We start from the raw sequence: 23,724 nt of genomic DNA on the forward strand, positions 1-23,724 counted from the left end.
TCCGTCTATGTTGGCGACCGGTGGAAGAAGAAGCAAAACCGCATCTCCCTGCCGGTGAACGGGCATATATGGAGGGGGTTCCGACCCGTCAACGGCTTTCTGCATTTTTTCTGCAACAAGTCGCAGACCGCCCGAAAACACGAGACTTTGCGAATGTTGCGCAGAGGTATGAGATCGACCTCCCCCCGAATCGTCCTCCTGAATTGCGCGGATGTGCGAAGAATCGCATCCGAATCGCGTTCGTAAGCGAAACCTTAAGCGCCTCGGGTCTAGTCCGGATCGGACATGACCAGCGATTCCACCGACGCGACTCCGCCTGCGGCTATGCCGCGCACGGAGGGCGCCCCCTCCCTGCGCGCGCGTGCCGGAGCCCGCGTGTCCGTGATCGTGCCTGCCTATGGTGTCGCGCATCTGCTGGGTGAGGCGCTGACCTCCCTTCAGCGGCAATCGTTCACTGAGTGGGAATGCATCGTCATTGATGATGGTGCGCCCGATGACGTGGCAGGTGCCGTCGCCCCCTTCCTTGCCGATCCGCGCATCCGCTTTCTCGCCACGATGAACCAGGGCGTGTCGACCGCGCGCAACACGGCGATCGCGGCCTCCACAGCGCCGCTGGTTGCTCTGCTCGATGGCGATGATCTGTTCCGCCCTGGCTACCTCGCCTCGGTTGTTCCGATTCTGGAGGACGATCCCGGCGTCAGGCTCGTCACCTGCAATGCACTCATCTTCGGTGCCGTCGCGCGGTTGCGCACCTGCGTTGAGCAGCCCCAGCCGACCCACGGCACGCTTGCCCAGGTGCTCGACCGTTCCTTCAACGTCTATATCGGCACCACGTTCCGCCGCGCTGATTTCGATGCGATCGGCGGCTTCGATACGCGCATGGCGCAGTCGGAAGATTTCGATCTCTGGGTGCGCCTCATGATGCTCGGCGGCACGGCCCGCTATATAGACGCAGTGCTCGGCGAATACCGCGTCCGCCCTGGCAGCGCCTCCGCCAATGCCGGGCGGATGCTGCTCGGCAACATCCGCAGCTATGAAAAGGCCCGTACCGCGCTGCCCGCCGATGCGCCGGAGATCCCGCTGCTCGACCGGCTGCTGTTCGACAGCCGCGCAGCGCTCGATTTCGAGCATGCTATAGATTGCATCGTCGATGGCGATACCCGGCGCGGGCTCGAGGCATTGCGCAACGCGCGCGGGCAAGTCGCCGGGCTGACATGGCGTTTGTCCTTCACTTTGTGGCAGCTCTTCCCCGCGCTCGCGCGCCCCATGCTGCGCTGGCGCCGCCGCGCCCACAGTCGTGGGGCAGCCGGCTCTGCGGTCTATCCCAGCTTCCTAGAGTCCGAAGGTTGAGCTTGACCCGCACCGATCGCCTCCTTGCAAAGCTCGCCGAGCAGCCGCCTGTCATGTCCGTTCGCACGGCTGCTGCCTGGGCGCTGGTCTCGCAATACACTTCCTTTGCGATCCAGTTTGCCACCAGCGTCGTGCTCGCGCGCTGGTTCATCACGCCGGCAGAACTGGGCCTGTTCTCGATCGCCTTCGCGGCGATCACGCTGGTCGCCTTCCTGCAGGACTTCGGCGTCACTCGCTACATCAACGGTGAGCGCGATCTCACGGCGGACAAGCTGCACACCGCCTTCACCATCTCGGTCGCCTTCGCCTGGGGCATCGCGCTGCTGGCGATCCTCGCCTCCGGGCCGATCGCCGACTTCTATCACGATCCCGCGATGCGCCCAGTCGCGCTCGTGATCGCCTGCTCTTATCTGCTTGTGCCCCTCGCAATCGTTCCGCAGGCGACCTGCCAGCGGCGGATGGACTACAAGTCCAACACCATGATTGAGGTCGGCTCCTCCGCCGCCAATGCCGGCGTGGCGATCACGCTGGCGCTCTTCGGCTATGGCGCGCTCGCGCTGGCGTGGGGCGCCTTTGCCCAGCAGGCTGCGCGGCTCATCGTCAGCCAGTGGCGAGCCGGCCTCATGCTACCCTGGCCGCTGCGGGTGGAAGGCGCGGCCCCCGTGTTCCGGCTCGGCGGCACCAACAGCGCGCAGGCCGTGTGCAACTCGATCACCGGCCGCGCGCCCGAACTCGTCATCGGCCGCCTGATCGACAACGCCGCCGTCGGCCTCTTCGCCCGCGCATCCGGGCTCGCTCTGCAGTTGCGCCTGCTTGTCGCGGGCGCGGTGACCGGTGTGTTCTATCCCGCCTTCCGCCGCGTGCGCGATAGCGGGGAGCCGCTCGGCCCGCCCTACCTGCGCGTGGTCGCAGCTTATACCGGTGTGACCTGGCCGGCGATGGCGGGCATTGCGGTGCTGGCCGAGCCGATCATCCACCTTCTCTATGGGGAGCGCTGGCTTGCCGCCGCGCCGCTGCTCGGCTGGGTGGCGCTCTCGCAGCTCTGCTATGTCGCCCTCCCGCTCAACGGCGATCTCCCGCTGCTTTTGGACCGGATGCGCAGCCTCATCCGCCGCAATGTGCTCGAGACCGCCGCGTCGGTGCTGCTCCTCGCGCTCGCGGCGCCGTTCGGGCTTATCTGGGTTGCCATTTCGCGCTTTGCCCACGGCCTCGTGTTCATGGTCATCTACGCCCCGTTCATGCAGGAGATGCTCGGCTTTCGCTGGCGTGATCTGGCGGTGATCTACCTGCGCAGCCTCCTCGCCACGACTGCGGCGATCGCGCCGGTGCTGGTTGGTTATCAGCTCTGGGCTCCGGCGGCAGAGGCCGGCGCGCTGCAGATGCTCGTCACCGCCGGCGCGGGCGCCCTGCTCTGGTTCATCGCGCTCCGCCTTATCGGCCACCCGCTGTTTGCCGAGATCATCGGCCTGCTGGGCGAACTTCTCGGCGCGCTGCGCCACCGCCGCGCTCAGCCCGCAACACCCTGAAATCCATAGGCAGCGCCGCAGGAAAGGCGTATGTGCCTTCGCAGGAGAAGGACGCCATGGGTCTGCTCGCAATCCTTTCAGCCGGCGCGCTTGCGCTGGCCACGCCAGCACCGCTGCCTCCGGTCGAGACCGGTCCCGCTGGCATCGACATCGTGAAGGCCGACATCGACCGGCACGACCGGATGACCGTCCCCGTCCGCATCGGGCACAATGGCGGGCAGGCAGGCCCCTTCGATTTTCTCGTCGATACCGGGGCCGAACGCACCGTGCTCGCACGCGATATCGCCACCCGCCTCCAGCTGCCGATGTCGGGCAAGGGCCTCCTCATCGGCATTGCCGGCACCCAGAACGTCGATCTGGTCGAGATCGACGAGATCAACCTCGGCCGCCGCAGCTTCTACGGCCTAACCGCCCCGTTGCTCGATGGCTACAACATCGGTGCCGACGGAATCATCGGGCTCGACAGCCTGCAGGACCAGCGCGTCCTCCTCGATTTCGCGAGAAAGCGCATGACCATCGGCGATGCGATCCAGCTCGGCGGCAGCCGCGGGTTCGAGATCGTGGTGCAGGCGCGCCGCCGCTCGGGCCAGCTGATCATGACCAACGCCCTGATCGACGGCGTGCGCACCGATATCGTGATCGATACCGGTTCCGACACCTCGATCGGCAACCGCGCCCTGCAAAAGGCGCTGGCCCGTCGCCACAAGGGCGAGACGACCGAACTCCAGTCCGTCACGGGGCAGACGATCATCGCCGATCTCGCAATGGCCAAGACCGTGAAGCTCGGCACGATGACGATGAGCAATTCGATGCTCGTCTTCGCCGACACCCCCGCCTTCGACAAACTGGAGCTGGTCAAGCGCCCGGCGATGTTCATGGGCATGAACCAATTGAAGCTGTTCCGCCGCGTCGCCATCGATTTCTCGACCAAGCGGATCCTGTTCGATCTGCCCGACAACGCCGAGATTCCGATCCGGTTCTGAGGCGCGCGCGTCCGCCGGTATACTGAGCCCATCACTGAGCTCGCTCACCCTGACCCTGTCGAAGGGTGCTGGCGCGACGGTCGTGCCTGATGCTTCGACCAGCTCAGCATGAGCCGGATCGCGATTTGGCACCCCATTCCCACTGGCGAAACCCGCCAAAGCCCCTATCTGGGAACCATGCCGCCAGATACCGCAACCAACAATGCCGATGCCCGCCACGATGGCTGGGGAACGCTTCGCCGCTTCCTGCCCTATCTCTGGCCCCGCGATAATCCGGCGCTGAGGGCGCGGATCATCGGCGCCACGCTGCTCATCCTTGCTGCCAAGGCGACCACGCTTGCGCTGCCCTATGCCTACAAGCGCGCGATCGATGCGATGAGCCTGCCGGGCACGACGCCGGGAACGGCAGGCGGCGCCTATGCCGTCGCGCTGGCCTTCGTGCTCGCCTATGCGCTCGGCCGCTTCTCCGGCGTCGCCTTCGACAACATGCGCAACATCGTGTTCGAGCGCGTCGGGCAAGACGCCACGCGCGCTCTGGCGGAGGACGTGTTCAGCCGCCTCCACAAGCTGTCGCTGCGTTTCCACCTCGCCCGCCGCACCGGCGAAGTCACCAAGGTGATCGAGCGCGGCACCAAGAGCATCGACGTGATGCTCTATTTCCTCCTCTTCAACATCGCCCCCACGGTGATCGAGCTCGCTGCCGTCGCGATCATCTTCTACATCAGCTTCGGCTGGCCGCTGGTTGCCGCGACAGCTCTCGCCGTCGTGCTCTATGCCTGGACCACGCGCACCATCACCGAATGGCGCAATGCCCTGCGTGAAAGCATGAACCGGCTCGACGGGCAGGCGATGGCCCGCGCGGTCGATTCGCTGCTCAACTATGAAACGGTGAAGTACTTCGCCGCCGAATCGCGCGAGGAAGCCCGTTACGCGCAGGCCACCCGCGCCTATGCCGATGCCGCGGTAAAGAGCGAGAACTCGCTCGGCCTGCTCAACATCGCGCAGGCGCTGATCGTCAACCTGCTCATGGCCGGCGCCATGGCCTATACCGTGTGGGGCTGGGCCAAGGGCCACCTCACCGTCGGTGACGTCGTCTTCGTCAACACCTACCTCACCCAGCTGTTCCGCCCGCTCGACATGCTCGGCATGGTCTACCGCACCATCCGGCAGGGCCTGATCGATATGGCCGCCATGTTCAAGCTGATGGACGAGCCGCAGGAAGTCGCCGACGCGCCCGGCGCCCCAGCACTCCTCGTCCGCCAGCCCGCGGTCGTGTTCGACAACGTCACTTTCGGCTACGATCCGGACCGCACGATCCTCCACAATCTGACGCTCGAGATCCCCGCCGGCAGCAAGGTTGCCGTGGTCGGCCCCTCGGGCGCGGGCAAGTCGACCATCGCGCGCCTGCTGTTCCGCTTCTACGATCCGCAAGCCGGGCGCATCCTGATCGACGGGCAGGACATCCGCCTCGTCACCCAGAAATCCCTGCGCGCCGTGCTCGGCATCGTCCCGCAGGATTCGGTGCTGTTCAACGACACCATCGGCTACAACATCGCCTACGGGCGTGACGGCGCGGACCTCTCGGACGTAGAAGCCGCCGCCCGCGCCGCCGCGCTCATGCCGCTGATCGAGCGCCTGCCCAAGGGGTTCGAGACCGAAGTCGGCGAACGCGGCCTCAAGCTTTCGGGCGGCGAAAAACAGCGCGTTGCCATCGCGCGGACGCTGGTGAAGAACCCGCCCATCGTCCTCTTCGACGAAGCGACCAGCGCGCTCGATACCCGCACCGAGCAGGACATTCTCTCCACCATGCGCGGGCTTGCCGAACAGCGCACCACGATCTCGATCGCGCACCGCCTTTCGACCATCGCCGATTCGGACCGCATCTTCGTGCTCGATCAGGGCCGCCTCGTCGAAAGCGGCGGCCACCTCGAACTCCTGCGCCGCGATGGGCTCTATGCCGAAATGTGGAACCGGCAGGCTGCCGAACAGGGCGATCTCAGCGAAGCGGCGGAATAAGGCAGAGGGGCGATGCTCACCCTCGCCCTACTCCTCCTGGCCGCACAGGTCGAACCGCCCGCCCCGGTTCCCGCCGCCCCAGTCCCCGCCGCACCGGTTCCTTGCGCCACCACCGGCGGCCTCCTCCCCGGCTCCGGCCTGTGCCGAACCGATGCACTCGCCCGTCTGCCGCGCAGCGAATGGACTGCCCCGCAAGGCTGCGACGTAACCGCGCAGGAAGCCCGGCTCACCGGCGGACGCTGGCTGCTCTATGCCGCCTTGCGCTGCGGTGAGACAAGCGCCCGGCTTGAGGTGACGCCGCAGCAGGGCGGCGCCCTCGTGCTGCGCTACGCGGAAACCGCCCGCAATCCGGAACTCATGGGCCGCAAGGCGCTCACCATCGTCGAGGGCCAACCGGCTGCAGAGCATCTCGCAGTCTACGCCCTCGTCATGGCCGGCCTGCCGCGCGAACAGGCCCAGCGCTGCGCCCTGCGCACGCCGCCTGCGCCCGGCTACCCCTACGACGCGTTCGTCTTCGATCTACCTGCCACCGAATCGCGCCAAAGTGCCGCGCTCGATCAACCCTGCGGCCCCTACAGCCGCTCTGCCTGGCCGGATACCTACTGGCGCCTGCTCGGCGGCATTGGCGTCTACTACCAGTCGAATGGTGATAGGCCCGAGTTCGATCCCGCAAGCCTCACGGTCTACAAGCCGGGCAGCTGATTCCTCAACCTGCCAGCCAAGCGCCCCTCACTTCACCACGTCAGCCTCATGCCACACCACGGCCTGCGCGGCCTTCATGCAGCCGCCTTCCTCATCCCATGTGATCGTGGGCGATCCATAAAGCCGCCATCCCTGCATCAGCGCCTCGGAAACGCGCTCGCAAAAGGCGCGGTCGTCCTTGCCGGTGAGGAGGCGGTAGATCGGGCGGTCTTCAGGCGTCGTGTACATGTCCGCACCATAGGGCAATAAACCCGCCCGCGCACCGGCAATCCTTGCATTCCCCATCACTTGGGGCACGCTCTGCCCTGCGGAGGGCATCGATGGGCGGCATGACGGCAAACGGTACAAGCGAAAACAGCGACCTGTTCGGCCAACCCAAGGGCCTATGGGTCCTCGCCGGCACCGAACTGTGGGACCGCATCTCGTTCCACGGCATGGTCGCGATGCTCGTGCTCTACATGACCGGCGACTTGCTGCTCGATCCCGCCCGCGTCGCCACTGTCATCGGCTTCCCGGCCTTCCGCGCCTTTCTCGAAGCCACCTCCGGACCGCTCGGCGCGCAGGCGCTCGCGCTCCAGACCTTCGGCTACTACTACGCCTGCGTCACCGGCTTGCCCTTGCTCGGCGGCTGGATCGGCGACCGCGTAACCGGCCGCAAGCTTGCCGTCGGCGGCGGTGCAGCGCTGATGACGGCGGGCCACTTCGCGCTCGCCTTCGATCGCACATTCCTCATCGCGCTGGTCCTCCTGATGTGCGGCGCAGGCCTGCTGCGCGGCAATCTCTCGGCGCAGATCAAGTCACTCTATGCCGATGGCGACCCGCGCGAGGTCAACGCGTTCCAGTACTACTACCTCGGCATCAATTTCGGCGCAGCGGCCGCACCGATTCTCAGCGGTAGCGTCGCCGCGATCTGGGGTTGGCACGCCGGTTTTGCCGTCGCCGGCTTCGGCATGCTGATCGGCCTCGTGGTCTACCTCGGCGGCAGCCGCTGGCTCCCCGCCGAGCAGCAGCGCGCCCGCCAGCCTTCGGGCGAGCGCCCACCCCTCACCCCCGGCGAACGCCGCCGCGTGGTGGGTCTCCTTCTCATCTGGCCGCTGGTGGTGGGATACTGGACGGCGCAGGCGCAGATCTGGAACGTCTACAACATCTGGCTACGCGACAGCGTGGACCTGAATGTCGGCGGCTTCTCCGTTCCCGTCCCGTGGTTCCAGTCGCTCGATGGGCTTGCTCCGGGCCTGTTCATCCCGCTCGTCCTGTGGATCTGGTCGATGCAGGCCAAGCGCGGACGCGAGCCCGATGTGCTCACCAAACTCGCCATTGGCAGCGTGATCTTCGGCCTCAGCGTCGGCCTGCTCGCTGCCGGGCCGCTCCTCGCCAATGCGCAAGGCCGCGCCCCCATCGCGCTGCCGCTGCTCTTCCACGTGACCTCGAATTTCGGCGCGATGTACTACGCGCCCGTCATCCTCGGCCTCTACGGCACCCGCGCCCCGCAGTCCTTGCGCGGCACGCTGGTCGGCGTCTGCATGCTCGCCGTCGCCGCCGGGAGCATCCTGAGCGGCTGGATGGGCGGGCTCTACGAGAGCATGGGACCCGCCGGCTTCTGGTTGCTCAACGCGGCGATCTGCACCGGCGCCGGGCTCGGCATCCTGCTCGGCGCGCCGCTGCTCGGCCGCCTGCTCGCGCAGGATGAAGCTTGAGACCCAATCCCACCCCGCTCATGCTGAGCTTGTCGAAGCATCTCGCGCGGCTGCCGCGCCAACACCCTTCGACAAGCTCAGGGTGAGCAGCATCTGGGGTGAAGATCGATATCCGCTTTAGAGGATATACTTCGATAGGTCCGTATTCCCCGCCAGCCCCGCCAGCTTGCCCGCCACATAGGCCGCGTCGATCGTCACCGTCGTGCCGCGCCGGTCCTCGGCCTCGAAGCTCACTTCCTCGAGCAGCTTTTCCATCACCGTCTGCAGCCGCCGCGCGCCGATGTTCTCGACGCTCTCGTTCACTTGCGCAGCCGTGCGCGCCACCGCGCGGATCGCATCGGGGGTGAAGTCCACGGTCACCTCCTCCGTGCCCAGCAACGCGCGGTACTGCTCGACAAGGTTCGCCCGCGTCGAGGAGAGGATATGCACGAAGTCATCCTCGGTAAGAGCCGTCAGCTCCACCCGGATCGGCAGGCGCCCCTGCAGTTCGGGCAGCATGTCGCTGGGCTTCGCCACATGAAACGCGCCCGAGGCGATGAACAGCACGTGGTCGGTCTTCATCGGCCCGTACTTCGTGGCAACGGTCGTGCCCTCGATCAGCGGCAGCAGATCGCGCTGCACACCCTCACGGCTCACCGAACCGCCGCGCACGTCGGAAACCGCGATCTTGTCGATCTCGTCGATGAATACGATGCCATTGGTTTCGGCATTGATCAGCGCCGCGCGGGCGACGTCGTCCTGATCCATGCGCTTCTCGGCTTCTTCATCGACCAGCTTGTCCCACGCATCCGCCACCCGCAGCTTGCGCCGCTTGAGCGGCTTCTGCCCGAAGGCCTTGCCCATCATCTCGGACAAGTTGATCATGCCGACACCGCCCTGCATGCCCGGGATTTCCATGGCCTTTGCGGGCTGGTCTTCTACCTCGATCTCCACCTCGACGTCATTCATGGCGCCTTCGCTGATCCGCTGGCGAAAGCTCTCGCGCGTCGCCTCGCTCGCGCCGTCGCCCACCAGTGCCTTCAGCAGCCGGTCCATCGCCGCCTTGCTCGCCGCCTCGCGCACTGCCTCGCGCCGCCGGTCCTTCTCGAGCCGCACCGCTTCCTCGACAAGATCGCGCGCGATCTGCTCAACATCGCGCCCGACATAGCCGACTTCGGTGAACTTGGTCGCTTCCACCTTCACGAACGGCGCCTCGGCCAGCTTCGCCAGCCGCCGGCTGATCTCGGTCTTGCCGCAGCCCGTCGGCCCGATCATCAGGATGTTCTTCGGCGTCACTTCATCGCGCAGTTCCGGCGGCAATTTCTGCCGCCGCCAGCGATTGCGCAGCGCCACCGCCACCGCACGCTTGGCATCGGCCTGGCCGACAATATGCGCATCAAGCGCGGCAACAATGGCTTTGGGTGTCAGGGTCTCGTTCATGGCAATTCTCTCTCCCCTCCCGCCTGCGGGAGGGGCCGGGGGAGGGTATGTTGGAGTGGCAGCGGCGCGTCAGATCTCTTCGACCGTCACGCGGTCATTGGTGAAAACGCAGACTTCCGCCGCCACCTGCATGGCCCGCCGCGCGATCTTCTCGGCATCGTCCTCATAGGGATCGAGCGCCTTGGCAGCCGCCAAAGCATAGTTCCCGCCAGAGCCAATCGCTGCGATTCCGCCTTCGGGCTCCAGCACATCGCCGTTGCCGGTCAGGATCAGCATCGTCTCGGCATCGGCAACGATCATCAGCGCTTCAAGGTTGCGCAGATATTTGTCGGTGCGCCAGTCCTTGGCAAGCTCCACCGCCGCGCGCATCAGCTGCCCCCGATGCTGCTCCAGCTTGCGCTCCAGCCGCTCAAACAGGGTGAAAGCATCGGCGGTCGCCCCGGCAAAACCGGCGATAACCTTGCCTTCCCCGATGCGCCGAACCTTGCGCGCATTGGGCTTCATCACGGTGTTGCCCATGGAAACCTGCCCGTCACCGGCGATGACGGTGCGGCCATTCTTCTTGACGCCGATGATCGTGGTGCCGTGCCACGCCGCGAGCCCGTGGGCTGAATGTCTGTCGTTCATGCGCCCGATATGGGGCGCACAAAATGCGGTTCAAGCGTTACGCCGAACCGTCAGCTCCCGTTCGGCCCCGAACCCGTCGGCCCGCCGCCCTGGCCTGCCTGCCCGGGAATCGCGCCGACCGAGCCGATATTGCCGAACAGATCCTCGAAGAAGCTGCGCGTGCGGCCCAGCGTCGGGGTCTTGTGGCTATCGGGATTGAGCGCGACGACCTTCTCCATGCCGCGCCGCTCGACGGTCGCGACATTGCCCTTCTCGTCGAAGCTCACCATCAGCACGTTCTGCGTCTTGGCCTGCGGGCGCTTGAACGGGCGCTGCTTGGTATCGATCGATACGTAGTACCAGATCTGCTTGCCGAACTCGCTCTTGAAGGTCGGCTGACCCAGCGAGCGCTCCACCGAAGTGCGGTTGTCGATCCCCGGCTGAACCGAACCCGTCAGCGCCGGATCGATCAGGTAGCCACGGTGATCCTTGATGCTGGCGCAGCCGCTGGCCATGAGCGCAAGCGCACCAAGCGCTGATGCCGCCCGCAGTTTCGTGTTCCAGCCCTTAACCAGCATGCGTCACTCCGAATTGGCCGGGCCGCCGGCTCATCGCCGTGCCCATCGGGGCGTTTGCCAATTGGCCCGCGCACCCTATATCGCCGTCTATCGCCACGTGCCTTACGGCGCACGGCGCGTTACTGCAATGGCGGACAGGCGCTTTCCCCGCCCTGAACCGCGCCGCAAGCCAAGAAGGAAAATCCCGCCCATGTCGCTCCTCGCCCGTCTGTTTGGCACCCGGCAAGACGATCGCGATACAGTGCGCGAGCTTTGGCACCGCGTCGTCGCCATCGCGCGCGAAAAGGAGTGGTACCGCGATTGCGGCGTCGCCGATACGCTGGCCGGCCGGTTCGACATGATCACGCTGGTGCTCAGCCTCGTCATGCTGCGTATGGAGCACGAAGAAGCGCTGATCGCGCCTTCCGCCCGCCTCACCGAGCTGTTCGTGGAAGACATGGACGGCCAGCTGCGCGAACAGGGCGTCGGCGATGTCGTCGTCGGCAAGCATATCGGCAAGCTGATGGGCACGCTTGGCGGGCGCCTTGGCGCCTACCGCGCAGGGCTTTCCGGCGGTGAGGATGCCATGGCCGAAGCCGTGCGCCGCAATGTCACGCTCACTTCTGGCATCGATCCGCTGGTCGTGGCGCAGCGCGCCCGCGCCTTTGCGGCCGGCCTCGCGCTCGTCCCCGGGTTCCGCGTGCTGGCGGGGGAAATCGGGCGATGAGCGCGCCCGCGCCGGAGTACAGCTACCCGGTCGATCTGCGCCAGATCACCGATGCGCCGCTCGTCCTCGTGCCCGATGAAGCCGCGCGCCGCCGCCTCGCGGGCCGCTTCGGCATCACCGCAATCCCCGCCATGGAAGCCAAGGTCCAGTTGGTGCGTGAGGGTGAGCGGGTCACCGCCACCGGCCGCCTCGTCGCCGATGTCGTCCAGTCCTGCCGTATCTCGGCCGAGGACTTCCCCGTCCATATCGACGAGCCTGTCCACTTGCGCTTCGTGCCCCCTGTGGGCGAGATCGTCCTGGACGAGGAAATCGAACTCACCGCCGATGCGTGCGACGAGATCGAATATGAAGGCACCGCCTTCGATCTGGGCGAGGCTCTGGCCCAGACTCTCGCACTCGCCATCGATCCCTTCGCCGAAGGCCCGAACGCCGATGCCTTCCGCGCCGAACACGGCCTTGCCGGTGAAACCCCCATCGGGCCTTTCGCTGCGCTTGCCGCGCTCAAGAAGCAGGACTGAGCGCATGACGGAAAGCGGACCCCGGCGAGGCCCCGGCCAAGGCCACCGCGACCTCACCAAAGGTCCGATCCTCTCGACCCTCCTCATCTTCTCCGCGCCCACACTCGCCTCGAACATCCTTCAGGCGCTCAATGGCTCGGTCAATTCGGTGTGGGTGGGCCGCCTGCTTGGCGATTCCGCGCTGGCCGCCACCGCCAACGCCAACGTCGTGATGTTCCTCGTCTTTGCAGCCGTGTTCGGCTTTGGCATGGCCGCCACGGTCAAGGTCGGGCAGGCCTTCGGCGCCGGGCAGGTCGATGCCGCGCGTCGCACCTTCGGCAGCGCGATCGGCCTGTGTCTTGGCCTCAGCCTCGTCCTCGCGCCGCTGGGCTGGGTGCTCACCCCGCATCTTCTCCATGCGATGCGCACCCCGCCCGAGATTTTCGACTATGCGCTTACCTACCTGCGCCTGATCTTCGTCGCGATGCCCGCTTCCACGATTACAGTGATCGTCGGCATGGGCCTGCGCGGCGCCGGCGATGCGCAAACCTCGCTGCGTTTCATGATCGTTTCGGTCGTGCTTGATATCGCGCTCAACCCGCTGCTGATCGCCGGGTTCGGCCCCATCCCGCCTCTCGGCATCGCCGGTTCCGCGCTTGCCACGGCCATCGCGTCCTATATCGCCGCGCTCGGGCTCATCATCTTCGTCTACGCGCGCAATCTGCCGCTGCGCCTGCGCGGACGGGAGCTCGCTTATCTCATCCCCCACCCGGCGGAGCTGCGCTACATCCTCGTCAAGGGTCTGCCGATGGGCGCGCAGATGCTGATGATTTCGGCTGCGGGCATCATCATGATCGGCCTCGTCAACCACGAAGGTGCGGTGACCAGCGCGGCCTACGGCGCTTCGCTGCAGGTCTGGACCTATCTCCAGATGCCCGCGATGGCGATTTCCGCGGCGCTCAGCGCGATGGCCGCGCAGACCATCGGCGCCGGGCTCGGCAGCCGCCTTGGCAAGATCACCCGTGCCGGCCTCATCCTCAACGTCACCATTACCGGCACGATGACCCTGCTGCTGCTCGGGTTCGATCGCCCGGTGCTCTCGCTGTTCCTCGGCCCCACCAGCCCTGCCGTCGATGCCGCGCGCCACATCCAGTTCCTCGCCAGCTGGAGCTATGTCTTGTTCGGCATGACGATTGTCCTGTTCGGCACGATGCGCGCCGGCGGCGTGGTGATCGCCCCGATCATCGTGCTCGCCATCGCAATGTACCCGGTGCGCATCGGCTTCTATTTCGCCGCCTATCCTGCGCTGGGCCCCGATGCGCTCTGGCTATCCTTCCCGGTCGGCTCGGCCGCCGCGACGATCATGGCCACCATCGCCTACCGCCGCCCCGGTTGGCGAGCGAAGGCCCGCGCGGTCGACGAGGCCGAATGCAGCGAGGAATCGCAGGCGGATGGCGATTGCTCAGGCCGCATGGCGCCGGCGCTCTAAACGTCGGCAGGCAAGGGCTGCTGTAGCCCTTGCACCCCACATCCCACCCTCGTCATTCCCGCGAAGGCGGGAATCCAGAGCGGCAGACGCGGCGGATTGGATGCTGGATTCCCGCCTTCGCGGGAATGACGAAAGGAGGAGGTGAGGAGAACCGCAGGCCCTCCCAAACCGTCAGCGCGACTGCGCGCGCCAACGCTGCACGGTCCGCTCCACGGCCATTTCCTCGCCGCCCGTCTTGCCCCACAGTTCGGAGAACGAGGGGTCCGCCGAAGCCGGGCGCAGATCGTTATGCAGTTCGTCGAACGCCACGCGGATCGGGATCGAAACGCCTTCGCCGCAGATGATGCACTCGCGGTTGCGCAGCGCCGGGATCGAATCAAGGAACCCGCGCGCGCCTTCGGGCATCGCCGCCTTCACGAAGGCTTGGTCGCGCTCGTTGTTGAGGCGCATCGCGATGATAGTGCCGCACTGGCTGAGCACGCCTTCGGCAAGGTCCGAAGGGCGCTGCGTGATGAGGCCCAGCGAAACGCCGTATTTGCGGCCTTCCTTGGCGATGCGCGAAAGGATGCGGCCCACGGACGAGCCATCCGAGTTCTTCTCGGCCGGCACGTAGCGGTGCGCTTCCTCGCAGACCAGCAGGATCGGCCGGGTCTCCTCATCGCGCGACCAGATCGCATAATCGAACACGAGGCGCGAAAGCACTGCGACCACGGTGGAGGTGACTTCCGAAGGTACGCCCGAAACGTCGATGATCGAGATCGGCTTGCCGTGCGAGGGCAGGCGGAACACGCGGCTGATGAACTCGGCCATGGTATCGCCCACCAGCATGCCGGAGAACATGAACTGATACCGCGGATCGCCGCGCAGTTCCTCGATCTTCGTCTTGATCCGCTGATAGGGCACCGAATTGTGGCCCTTGTCGAGCTTGCCCATCTCGTTGTTGAGAATGTTGATGAGATCGGAGAGCAGATAGGGAATCGGCGAATCGACCGTGATCTTGCCGATCTGTTCGGCCAGGCGATTGCGGTGGCGCGCCTGCAACAGGCACTTGCCGAGAATGTCCGAATCGATCTGGCGGTCCGTCCCTGTCGAGGTGAGGAAGACCTCGCAGCACTCTTCGAAGTTCATCAGCCAGTACGGCATGTTGAGGTTGTTGACGTCGAGCAGCTGGCCGTGGTTGCGGAAGGCCTGCATGTACTCGCCGTGCGGGTCGATCATCACGATATGACCTTCGGGGGCCAGTTCGCAGATGCGGTGCAGGATCAGCGCGGCGCTGGTCGATTTGCCGGTGCCGGTCGAACCCAGCAGCGCGAAATGCTTGCCCAGCAGCGCATCGACATAGAGCCCAGCGCGGATGTCGCGCGTCGGGAACACCGTGCCGATGGTCACGTTGGTGCGCCCGTCCGAAGCGTAAATCTGGCGAAGGTCGGTGCTGGTCGCGGGATAGATCGGCGAGCCCGGCACCGGATAGCGCGTCACACCGCGGCGGAAGCCATAGATCTTGCCGGTCAGCCGCTCCTCGTCGCCTTCGCCGAGGAAATCGACAGCTGCGATGATCACGCCGTCGTTCCCGGCGGTCATGTCCTGCCGCTGCGTGCGCACGCTGGCCAGCAACCATCCGGTGCCCACACGGACCTTGAGCTGGCTGCCCACCTGCCCGGCGAGCGAGATCGACGGATCGCCGTCCGCCATGCATTCTTCCAGCCGCGTCAGGTCCAGCGCGATCGAGCTGCCCGCGCCCGACACATCGAGCACATAGCCGATGGGGCGGCGAGCATTGTCGGGGGCCGGGCGCGGCGCACCCCGCGCGTCGCTGCTGATTGCCGGACGCGCACCGTTCGCCGCGAGGTCGGCGGGCGTTGCCCTGCCGGCGCCCTCAAGGCCGTTGATGCTCATATCGCTCATTGCCACCTGATCCCCGCCTGAGAAGGCTTCGTGTAAGCAAGACCTAACCTTGGACGGTTAAAAACTGGCTAAATATTGAACTGGGCAGGATTGCTGCCAGCCGCCCCCGGGCGGTTCCTAGGGTTCAAACTCAATCAGGGCGCGTTCGAGGCGCCCAAATGGCGAACATATCGGCCGAAGCGGCCCGCCGCGAAGGCTGGTTGCCTTTGCAAGGGCCGGTTTAGCCGAGATGGAAGCCATTTGGGCGCCCCGGAGGGGTTTGACCAAAACGGCCCATTGCTGCGTCGGAAAGGCTTGAGATATCGACATATCCCTGCGCCTTCCCTCCTTGCACTGAGCCGTTTTGCTTCAAACCTCGAACGCGCCCTGATTGAGTTTGAACCCTAGACCAGCGCAAACAGTCGGCCGGCTATCCAGCCCATCGAGATCGAGACGATCACCGCAAACAGGCCGTAGAAGAACCCGTTTCGCTCGGCATTGTAGGCAACCACCCGCTCGAAACCTTCCTTGCGCACCGTCACGCGCGAGATCGCCGAGGCAACAACCCGCCCGTCGCGCACTGCGAAGGTTTCGGCGGTATAGGTCCCCGTCTGCACGCTGGATGGCAGCGAAATCCGCGCCTGGTAAAGCACCTGCCCGCTGATCTTCACCGCGCCCTCGTTCTCCTGATAGAGCCCTTGCCGCCGCATCAGATCGACAAGGCCTTCGGAAAACCGCTTCTGCTCGGCCGGATCGATCACCCCCACCGGCGAAAGCTGCAACCATTTGAGGCCCATTTCATAGATCGCCGCCGTCTTGCCATCGACCAGCGATGCCACCGGGTGCGAGGACGCAAGCGCATAGAAGCTCGGCGCGGAACGGAACTCGGTGCTGTCGGCATTGACCCAGATGCCCGCAACCTTGCGCTTCTCGCGCACCACGATCGAGCGGGCGGGTCCTTCCAGCAGGACGACGATCTCGTAATCCCCCGCCGCCCGCGCGCCTTCGGGGGTCAGGATCGCACCGAACAGCAGCAGGTCGGCCCCGGTAAAGCCCTGGCGCACCTGAATCTCGTGCTGCGAGATCTCCGGCACGAGGATGGGATTTCGCGCACCCGTGCAAAAGGCCAGCACCAGCAGCAATGCGGCAAGGCGCGCAATCACCGCGTCACCCCCGTCATTGGGTCACCACCGTATAGATCTCGTCCGGCCTGTAGCCGAGCCCGAGCGCCATGCGGATCGCGACGCCCAGCACGATAATGGCAAGAATCAGGCGCAGATGCTCGGGCTTGGCCTTCTGCGCAAACTGTGCGCCGACTTGCGCGCCCGTCACCGAACCGATCAGCAGCATCACCGCCAGCACGATATCGACCGCGCGCGTCGTCAGCGCGTGCATCATCGTGGTCGCCATGGTCACGAACAGGATCTGGAACAGCGAGGTGCCGACCACCACCGTCACCCCCATGCCGAGTATGTAGAGCATTGCGGGAACGAGGATGAACCCGCCGCCGATGCCCATCAGCATCGTGAGAATGCCTGTGAATATGCCCAGCAGCAACGGCGCCAGCGGCGAGATGTAGAGCCCCGAGCGATAGAACCGCCAGCGCAGCGGCAGGCTGGCGACGAGCGGATGATGCCGCCGCTTGCGCGCAGGCAGCGGCTTGCCACTGCGCTCGGCCCTCAGCGCGCCGAGGCTTTCGTGCGCCATCAGGGAGCCGATCCCGCCGAGCATCACCACATAGAGAATGTTGATCACCGTATCGATCTGGCCAAGCGCTTGCAGCAGGCGGAACAGCAGCGCGCCAAGGCCCGTGCCGATCACGCCGCCTGCCACCAGCACGCCGCCCATCTGGTAATCGATCCCGCCGCGCCGCGCATGGGCAAACGCGCCGGAAACGCTTGCGCCCGTCACCTGGCTCGCGGCGGAGGCCGCCGCCACGGTGGGCGGCACGCCGTAGAATATGAGGAGCGGCGTTGTCAGGAAACCGCCGCCCACGCCGAACATGCCCGAAAGCAGTCCCGTCAGCGCACCCAGCGCAACGATGACAAGGCCATTGACCGAAAGATTCGCGATGGGGAGGTAGACATCCATCCTGACGGAGAGGCTAGCCGTTCCGCCGCCACTTGGAAACGTTGGCGCGGCGGTTTTTCCAGATCAGAATCCCGCCGCCACCGTCAGCGCCGGTCCCGATCCCGGCTCGGCTCGTCCGGCAACGCGAAAGCGCCAGTCCACCCCGACCCTCACGCCGATCCGCCGCGATGGCGGGCCCACCATGGTCCGCAACTCGATGCGCGGCCCCAGATCGAGCCGCGCCGCCCCGCGCTGGCCGCCGCTCCAGACCCCGCCACCCGCGCTCAGCTGCGCGCCGAGCAGCGGGCGCATCACCCGGCGCTGCAAGCTTGCGGAAAGGTCGTAGAACGGCGTCGCACCGCGCCCGCCGGCCCAGCCGCCCTGCACATAGGCCTCGGCCTCGATCCCCAGAGGCAGGCGCAGCGGCGGCAGTTCGGTCACGGCCATCACGACCGGACGCGTCCGTGTCTGGCCGCTCTGCTCCTGCAGCCGCCATTCCCCCAGCACGGCAACCGGCAGACCCCGCAGCGGACGGACCATGAGGCCCAGCGCCGCTTCGTTCTGGCGCACCCGGTTGCCGAGCGCGCCCGACACCCTGACGTAGGCTTGCGGCCGCAGCGCGCTCGCCGGCGCGAAGGCATAGCGCACCACGGCACCGGCCTGGCTACCACCATAAGCCGCAGCCCCGGCTGCGAGCGCCGGCGGCTGATCGCCCGCGCGCACCAGAAGCCAGCCATCAGCGGACCAGCGACGCATGCGCGGCTGCCCCTGCGCGCGCCGAGTTTGGTCGGCTTCGCGGCGCGGCCCGGCGACATAGGCCACGCGCGGCCTGCCGAGGTCCTCCCCGCCCGTCTCCTGCACCTGATGGGCGGCGGCTAGTTCACCTGCGGCCATATCCGCCCCGGAGCGCGGCAAGAGCCCGGCGTGCCAGTTCTCCACTGGCCGACCGAAATCGGCAGCGCTCGTTTGCGGATAGCGCCGCACCCCGGCAGCACCGGTGCGACGAGGCATGTTAGGCACGGCCAGCGCGGCAAGGCCGGCGTTGTGTCGGCCCGGTCCAGCCGGAGCGCCGGGCTGCGGCGCAAGTGCGGGCGGGCGCAGCGGCGGCGCAAGGCGGGCGAGCTGCGGTTTATCCGCCGCGAGTTCACCCTCCAGCGCGATGAAGGTCATCCGTATGGAAATCCAGACCGCAAGGATCAGCGCAAGCGCAATGACCGGCTGGCCGCGCGAAATCCTGCTCCCATGTTCCACCATGCTGCCGCGCGGCGTCATCCCGGCGCCGAATTCAGCGAACCGGGGCGAGCGCGGGATGGCTCAGGTGAACGGTATGGTCCCACTTGACCCGGCCGCTGTGAAGCGAAACGAGATAGGCCGCCAAGGCGCGCCGACCGGCCATGATCGCGATCACATTGGCCAATGGCATCCGCAGCACGGCCATGACCCCCTCGCCCAGCGAATATTCATGCGCCGTGAACACCGCGCGCAGCAGGCAACGCCAGGCAAGGCCGGCAAAGTTGGCGATCAACAGCACCTCCAGCAGCGGATCGATTGGATGCGGCTGATAGAACCCCAGCTGCGAGGCAATGAACAACACAGGCGAAATGATCAGCAGCATATAGGCCGCTGCCAGCACGATGGCGGTCAGCGGCGCGCGGCGATCGCGCAGCCGCATCCACAGCTCGAGCGGGCGCCCATCCCAGCCCAGCCGGTCCCAGCCCTGGAACGCAATGCCATGCATCCACCGCGTCTTCTGCCGCACGGAAGAGCCAAGGCCAGCGGGGAAGAACTCACGCGTAGCCACCAGTTGGCCTTCGCCATCGCGCATGCGCACGAACTTCGCCGCCCCGCCGATCTGCCCGACAAGCAGGCCGCACTCATAATCCTCGGTCAGGCATTCGGCGGCGAACGGCGCCTCCGTCCCGCGCCGGGCCGCGATGGCTTCCACCGAAGCGCGGCTGAAGGCGCAGCCTACGCCCGCCGAAGGCAGGCCGACGCCCAGCCAATCGCGCACCACCATGGCCTTGCCGTGGGATTCGGCGAACTCGTCGCAATAGTGGCCAGCGATCCAGCGCGATCCCGCTTGCGGCTCGGGCCGAACCGGCAGTTGCACGAAGTCGGCATCATCGAGCCCGCGATCGAGCAGCGCGAGGGCGGCGGGATGAACCATGTCCTCCGCATCGTGCAGGATCACGCTGCGCGCGCGGAAGCCGCCGCGCGTTTCGTCCTCGATCAGGGCGGCATAGAGCCGGTTGAGGCAATCCGCCTTGGTCGTCGGCCCCGCGCAATCATGCACCACGATGCGCAGCCGCGGATCGCGCGCCGCCGCCAGCATCGCCATCAGCGTCGCGGGATCGTTGCGATAGCATCCGGCGTAGATGCGCAGGTCCTGCTGCGGCCAGACCCTGAGCGTGTGCGTCAGCATCGCGCCCACCACGGCCGCTTCGTGCCAGGCCGGAACCAGCACCGCGGCAACCCCGCGCAAAGGGGCGTCGCAGTCCACCGGCGCCTTGCCGGTATGGACCCTGCCGGTCAGCCGCAGCCAGAGCCACAGGAGGTCGATTCCGAGTTCATCGAGAGTGCCCACCGCGAACCAGATCGCAGCGAAGAGAAGAAGTTCATGCTCGGCACGGCCAAGCCACTCCAATGCCGTGTAAAACGGCGTCATTATCTTGCCCTCGCGCCGAAAGAGGCACTATCCCTTAGGTTCAAATTACGCCCGAATACCTAACGTGGCAACGACACCAGACCTAAGGATTGGTTCGAGAATGGCGAGAAACCTTGGTTCTGGCGGGCTTCGCAGCAAGCTGGCAGCGAGCGAGGCGGCACCGGGTCTGGTGCTCATGGCCTGCGCTGCGGTGGCGCTTGTTCTGGCCAATTCGCCGCTCGCCCATGCGTGGCACGATCTCTTCCTCCATCCGCTGCGGTGGAGCCCGGTGGCCCGGCTCGAGAACCTGCACGGGTGGATCAACGATGGCTTGATGGCCGTGTTCTTCCTTGTCGTTGGTCTTGAAATAAAACGGGAATTCATGATGGGCGCGCTGGCTGACAACGCCCGCCGCCGCCTGCCCGTGATCGCAGCCTTCGCCGGCATGGCGGTTCCGGCCCTGGTCTATATCGGCGTGACAGGCGGCCAACCGGACCTCCGCAATGGCTGGGCCATTCCCGCCGCAACCGACATCGCCTTCGCGCTCGGCGTGCTGGCCTTGCTGGGCAGCCGCGTCCCGCCCTCGGTGCGGCTCTTCCTGCTCACGGTTGCCGTGGTCGATGATATCGGTGCCATCGCGGTTATCGCGGTGTTCTACACGGCCTCGCTTCAACTGGGCTGGATGATGCTGGGAATCGCGCTTTTCGCGGCAATGGTGGCGATGAACCGATTCGGTGTGCGCGCGCTGCCGCCCTATCTGGTTCTGGCGGGCGCGCTATGGTTCGCGGTGCTGCACTCTGGCATCCACGCGACGGTAGCGGGCGTGCTGGCCGCCTTCACCATCCCGGTCGCGCTCGATTCCCATGGGGACAGCCCGCTGCTGCGGTTGGAGCACGCCTTGGTGGGCGTGAGCGGCTTCCTGATCGTCCCGCTGTTCGGCCTTGCCAATGCCGGAGTGGCGCTGGGTGCAGGGGATCCGCTCGCGCCCCTCCCGCTGGGGATCGCGCTGGGCCTGATCGCGGGCAAGCAGGCCGGAGTCATGCTCGCGGTGCTTGGCTGCGAGCGGCTCGGCATCGCCGCCCGGCCCGCCGGTGCATCTTTCCTGCACCTCTGGGGCATGGCGCTGCTCTGCGGCATCGGCTTCACGATGAGCCTGTTCATCGGCGCGCTCGCCTTCACCGCTGCGCCGCAATTGGTCGAGGATGCCAAGCTCGGCGTGCTGGGCGGCTCGCTCATTTCGGCGCTGGCGGGGGCGGCGGTGCTGCGCATGGCCCCGCGCGTGGCGGCGGACTGATCGAAAACCGCGATCACCCTGACCCGGATTCCGGGTGAAACATCCCGGCCGAACGGGTGTAGTAGGGACCGCAACGCAGACTCGCACCGAAAGGACGAACGTGATGCCCGGCGACAACGCTTCCAAGGCCCTGATCGATACGCTCAATGACCTCCTCGCTGATTACTTTGCGCTCTATCTCAAGACCAAGAACTACCACTGGCATGTGAAGGGACCGCAGTTCCACGATCTGCACCTCCTGTTCGATGCGCAGGCCACCGAACTCTTCGCGCTGACCGACGTGATCGCAGAGCGCGTGCGCAAGAACGGCGGCAATACGCTCACTTCGATCGGCGCCATCGCAGGCCGCACCGCCATTTCTGATGACGACCGAAGCGGCGTCGATGCCATGGCGATGGTCGCCGCGCTGCGCGACGACAACGCGGCGTTGGTCGAGCGCATTCGCGCCGCCAAGGCCGCCGCGACCGAGGCGGGTGACAACGCCACCGAAGGCATGGCCGATGATTGGACCGATCAGGCCCAGCAGCGGGTGTGGTTCCTCAGCTCGATCCTCGGCTGACAGGGCGGCGACTCCGGTGTTTTCCCGCCTGCCGCCCCCGCTGCACCGGGCGCTACTGCGGATCGGACAGCCGATTCGCCTGCGCTTGTGGGGCCTGATGCGGCGGGAAATGCGCGGGTGCGGCGTGCTTGCCTTCGATGGCAACGGGCGGCTGCTCATGGTGCGCCACAGCTACCACCAGCAGGATCGCTGGCTGCTGCCCGGCGGCGGGCTCGCGCGCGGGGAAGATCCGGTGGCTGCAGGCACGCGCGAACTGCTGGAGGAAGCGGGCTGCCGGCTGGCGGATGGCGTGTGGATCGGCACCGATCTGCGCCGGATGCCCGGCGGCTGGATCAACCGGATCGAGCTTATCTCGGGCCTCAGTGAAGGCACGCCCTGTGCCGATGGGCGGGAAATTGCCGAAGCGGGCTGGTTCGCGCTGGATGCCCTGCCGCCCAGCACCGGCGCGATTGTCCACACCGCACTCGGCATCTGGCGGCAAAGGCAGGCCTCAGAACGGTAGGCTGCCTTGCCCGGCTTCGTCTGCGCCCGCCGGAACCGGCGTGCTGCCCTCGCCTTCCAGCGCCGACAGCGTCAGCCCCATCAGCCGCACCGGCTGGTCCAATGGCAGCAATGCATCCAGCAAGGCGCGCGCCGCCTCGGCAAATGTCTGCTCGTCCGCCACCGGCCCCGGCAGCGATCTGGCGCGGGTGATCGTGCGAAACCCGGTGTCCTTGAGCTTGAGCGTCACCGTCCGCCCCTTGGCACCGCTGCGGTCGATCCGCTCCCACACGATGCCGATGATCCGCTCCAGCGCTTCACGCAGCGCGGGGCCGCTGCCGATATCGCGCTCGAACGTCCGCTCGCCGCCCACCGATTTGCGCGGCCGGTCCGCGCGCACCCGGCGCAAGTCGATCCCCCGCGCGGCGCGGTAGAGATAATCGGCCTGGCTCCCGAAATGCTGGCGCAGGAACGCGAGATCGTGCCGCGCGAGATCGGCGCCAGACTCGATGCCCAGCGCAGTCATCTTCTCGGCGCCGCGCGGCCCCACGCCGTGGAAGCGCTTGACCGGCAGCGTGGCGACAAACGCCGCGCCCTCGCCCGGCCGGATCACGCACAGGCCATCGGGCTTGTTCTGGTCGCTGGCGAGCTTGGCGAGGAACTTGTTGTACGAAACTCCCGCGCTCGCGGTCAGCCCGGTATCGGCGCGGATCCGCGCCCGGATCAGCTCGGCAATCCGCGTCGCTGATCCGATCCCGCGCAGATCGTCGGTCACGTCGAGATAGGCTTCGTCCAGCGAGAGAGGCTCAACATGCGGCGTGAAGTGCAGGAAAATGGCGCGGATCTGCCGCGAGACAGCCTTGTAGACTTCGAATCGCGGTGGGCAGAAAATGAGGTCTGGGCAGAGCCGCGCCGCCCGCACCGATGGCATGGCCGATCGCACGCCGAAGACCCGCGCCTCATAGCTCGCTGCCGCCACGACCCCGCGCGCAGACGAGCCGCCGACCGCCACCGGCTTGCCGCGAAGCGCCGGATTGTCGCGCTGCTCCACGCTCGCGAAAAAGGCGTCCATATCGATATGGATCACCTTGCGCAGACCGGTGGCGGTCTCCTCGTCATCCGGATCGGTGGGCGGCAGCGCGGACATGGGAGGCACCCTACCCCTTTTCGCAGTGCAGCATAAAGCACTGGGAACAATTCCCCGACCTGCCTATAGGCTCCCGG

The 23,724-nt window shown here is 66.5% G+C and carries 22 protein-coding genes; 12 read left to right on the plus strand and 10 right to left on the minus strand.

The window, feature by feature from the left end:
- Positions 1–285: 285 nt before the first annotated feature.
- From ACODS2_RS21725 to ACODS2_RS21745, 5 genes are all read left to right on the plus strand, one after another.
- Positions 286–1,350 (plus strand): glycosyltransferase family 2 protein, encoded by a 1,065-nt coding sequence (locus ACODS2_RS21725; RefSeq protein WP_489000604.1) that lies wholly within the window; start codon positions 286–288, stop codon positions 1,348–1,350.
- A gap of 53 nt (positions 1,351–1,403) precedes the next feature.
- On the plus strand, positions 1,404–2,876 hold the full coding sequence (locus ACODS2_RS21730; protein ID WP_489000605.1) for a lipopolysaccharide biosynthesis protein: 1,473 nt from the start codon (positions 1,404–1,406) through the stop codon (positions 2,874–2,876).
- A 56-nt stretch (positions 2,877–2,932) separates the two neighbouring features.
- Positions 2,933–3,859, plus strand: a complete 927-nt coding sequence (locus tag ACODS2_RS21735; RefSeq protein ID WP_421837385.1) for an aspartyl protease family protein — start codon at positions 2,933–2,935, stop codon at positions 3,857–3,859.
- A 177-nt stretch (positions 3,860–4,036) separates the two neighbouring features.
- Positions 4,037–5,875, plus strand: coding sequence for an ABCB family ABC transporter ATP-binding protein/permease (locus tag ACODS2_RS21740; RefSeq protein WP_489000679.1), 1,839 nt, complete (start codon positions 4,037–4,039; stop codon positions 5,873–5,875).
- A gap of 12 nt (positions 5,876–5,887) precedes the next feature.
- Positions 5,888–6,577, plus strand: coding sequence for a hypothetical protein (locus ACODS2_RS21745; protein ID WP_489000606.1), 690 nt, complete (start codon positions 5,888–5,890; stop codon positions 6,575–6,577).
- A gap of 27 nt (positions 6,578–6,604) precedes the next feature.
- Here the strand turns inward: ACODS2_RS21745 and ACODS2_RS21750 are convergent, their stop codons facing one another.
- Positions 6,605–6,805, minus strand: a complete 201-nt coding sequence (locus ACODS2_RS21750) for a DUF1737 domain-containing protein (RefSeq protein WP_054121679.1) — start codon at positions 6,803–6,805, stop codon at positions 6,605–6,607.
- Positions 6,806–6,897: 92 nt separating this feature from the next.
- Between ACODS2_RS21750 and ACODS2_RS21755 the strand changes: the two genes are divergently transcribed.
- A complete protein-coding gene (locus tag ACODS2_RS21755) occupies positions 6,898–8,274 on the plus strand; it encodes a peptide MFS transporter (protein WP_489000607.1) in 1,377 nt (458 codons plus the stop codon).
- 117 nt (positions 8,275–8,391) lie between these two features.
- Here the strand turns inward: ACODS2_RS21755 and hslU are convergent, their stop codons facing one another.
- The 3 genes from hslU to ACODS2_RS21770 all read right to left on the minus strand — a co-directional run bounded on the left by hslU (position 8,392) and on the right by ACODS2_RS21770 (position 10,877).
- Entirely contained in the window at positions 8,392–9,693 is a 1,302-nt protein-coding gene (hslU, locus tag ACODS2_RS21760) for an ATP-dependent protease ATPase subunit HslU (protein ID WP_489000608.1), read from the minus strand.
- A gap of 69 nt (positions 9,694–9,762) precedes the next feature.
- A complete protein-coding gene (hslV, locus tag ACODS2_RS21765) occupies positions 9,763–10,320 on the minus strand; it encodes an ATP-dependent protease subunit HslV (protein WP_298168530.1) in 558 nt (185 codons plus the stop codon).
- 50 nt (positions 10,321–10,370) lie between these two features.
- Positions 10,371–10,877 (minus strand): outer membrane protein assembly factor BamE, encoded by a 507-nt coding sequence (locus ACODS2_RS21770; RefSeq protein ID WP_298168532.1) that lies wholly within the window; start codon positions 10,875–10,877, stop codon positions 10,371–10,373.
- Between the two features lie 190 nt (positions 10,878–11,067).
- Here ACODS2_RS21770 and ACODS2_RS21775 point away from each other — a divergent pair, with 190 nt between their 5' ends.
- From ACODS2_RS21775 to ACODS2_RS21785, 3 genes are read left to right on the plus strand one after another with little or no spacing between them, the layout of a single operon-like run.
- Positions 11,068–11,583, plus strand: coding sequence for a ubiquinol-cytochrome C chaperone family protein (locus ACODS2_RS21775; protein ID WP_421837379.1), 516 nt, complete (start codon positions 11,068–11,070; stop codon positions 11,581–11,583).
- Positions 11,580–12,101, plus strand: coding sequence for a YceD family protein (locus ACODS2_RS21780; RefSeq protein WP_489000609.1), 522 nt, complete (start codon positions 11,580–11,582; stop codon positions 12,099–12,101). Before ACODS2_RS21775 ends, ACODS2_RS21780 begins: the two co-directional genes overlap by 4 nt.
- A gap of 4 nt (positions 12,102–12,105) precedes the next feature.
- Positions 12,106–13,569 (plus strand): MATE family efflux transporter, encoded by a 1,464-nt coding sequence (locus ACODS2_RS21785; protein ID WP_489000610.1) that lies wholly within the window; start codon positions 12,106–12,108, stop codon positions 13,567–13,569.
- Between the two features lie 171 nt (positions 13,570–13,740).
- On the opposite strand, the gene ACODS2_RS21790 is transcribed toward ACODS2_RS21785, so the two are convergent.
- The 5 genes from ACODS2_RS21790 to ACODS2_RS21810 all read right to left on the minus strand — a co-directional run bounded on the left by ACODS2_RS21790 (position 13,741) and on the right by ACODS2_RS21810 (position 20,188).
- The gene (locus ACODS2_RS21790; protein WP_489000611.1) at positions 13,741–15,474 is read right to left on the minus strand and encodes an ATP-binding protein; all 1,734 of its coding nucleotides are present in this window, start codon (positions 15,472–15,474) and stop codon (positions 13,741–13,743) included.
- 383 nt (positions 15,475–15,857) lie between these two features.
- Positions 15,858–16,613 carry a TIGR02186 family protein gene (locus tag ACODS2_RS21795; protein ID WP_489000680.1) on the minus strand — a complete coding sequence of 252 codons (756 nt, stop codon included), beginning with the start codon at positions 16,611–16,613 and terminating at the stop codon, positions 15,858–15,860.
- Between the two features lie 16 nt (positions 16,614–16,629).
- On the minus strand, positions 16,630–17,544 hold the full coding sequence (locus ACODS2_RS21800; RefSeq protein ID WP_489000612.1) for a sulfite exporter TauE/SafE family protein: 915 nt from the start codon (positions 17,542–17,544) through the stop codon (positions 16,630–16,632).
- A gap of 63 nt (positions 17,545–17,607) precedes the next feature.
- The gene (locus ACODS2_RS21805) at positions 17,608–18,777 is read right to left on the minus strand and encodes a hypothetical protein (protein ID WP_489000613.1); all 1,170 of its coding nucleotides are present in this window, start codon (positions 18,775–18,777) and stop codon (positions 17,608–17,610) included.
- A 31-nt stretch (positions 18,778–18,808) separates the two neighbouring features.
- Complete coding sequence (locus ACODS2_RS21810) at positions 18,809–20,188, minus strand: glycosyl transferase family protein (protein WP_489000614.1); 1,380 nt, start codon at positions 20,186–20,188, stop codon at positions 18,809–18,811.
- A gap of 100 nt (positions 20,189–20,288) precedes the next feature.
- On the opposite strand from ACODS2_RS21810, the gene nhaA reads away from it, so the two are divergent.
- From nhaA to ACODS2_RS21825, 3 genes are all read left to right on the plus strand, one after another.
- The gene (gene nhaA / locus ACODS2_RS21815; protein WP_489000615.1) at positions 20,289–21,461 is read left to right on the plus strand and encodes a Na+/H+ antiporter NhaA; all 1,173 of its coding nucleotides are present in this window, start codon (positions 20,289–20,291) and stop codon (positions 21,459–21,461) included.
- 103 nt (positions 21,462–21,564) lie between these two features.
- Entirely contained in the window at positions 21,565–22,020 is a 456-nt protein-coding gene (locus ACODS2_RS21820; RefSeq protein WP_489000616.1) for a Dps family protein, read from the plus strand.
- A 16-nt stretch (positions 22,021–22,036) separates the two neighbouring features.
- Entirely contained in the window at positions 22,037–22,522 is a 486-nt protein-coding gene (locus ACODS2_RS21825) for an NUDIX domain-containing protein (protein ID WP_489000617.1), read from the plus strand.
- On the opposite strand, the gene dinB is transcribed toward ACODS2_RS21825, so the two are convergent.
- Complete coding sequence (gene dinB, locus ACODS2_RS21830; RefSeq protein WP_489000618.1) at positions 22,511–23,647, minus strand: DNA polymerase IV; 1,137 nt, start codon at positions 23,645–23,647, stop codon at positions 22,511–22,513. The genes ACODS2_RS21825 and dinB overlap by 12 nt on opposite strands.
- Positions 23,648–23,724 lie beyond the last annotated feature (77 nt).

The organism is Novosphingobium sp. FG137, from assembly GCF_057809735.1.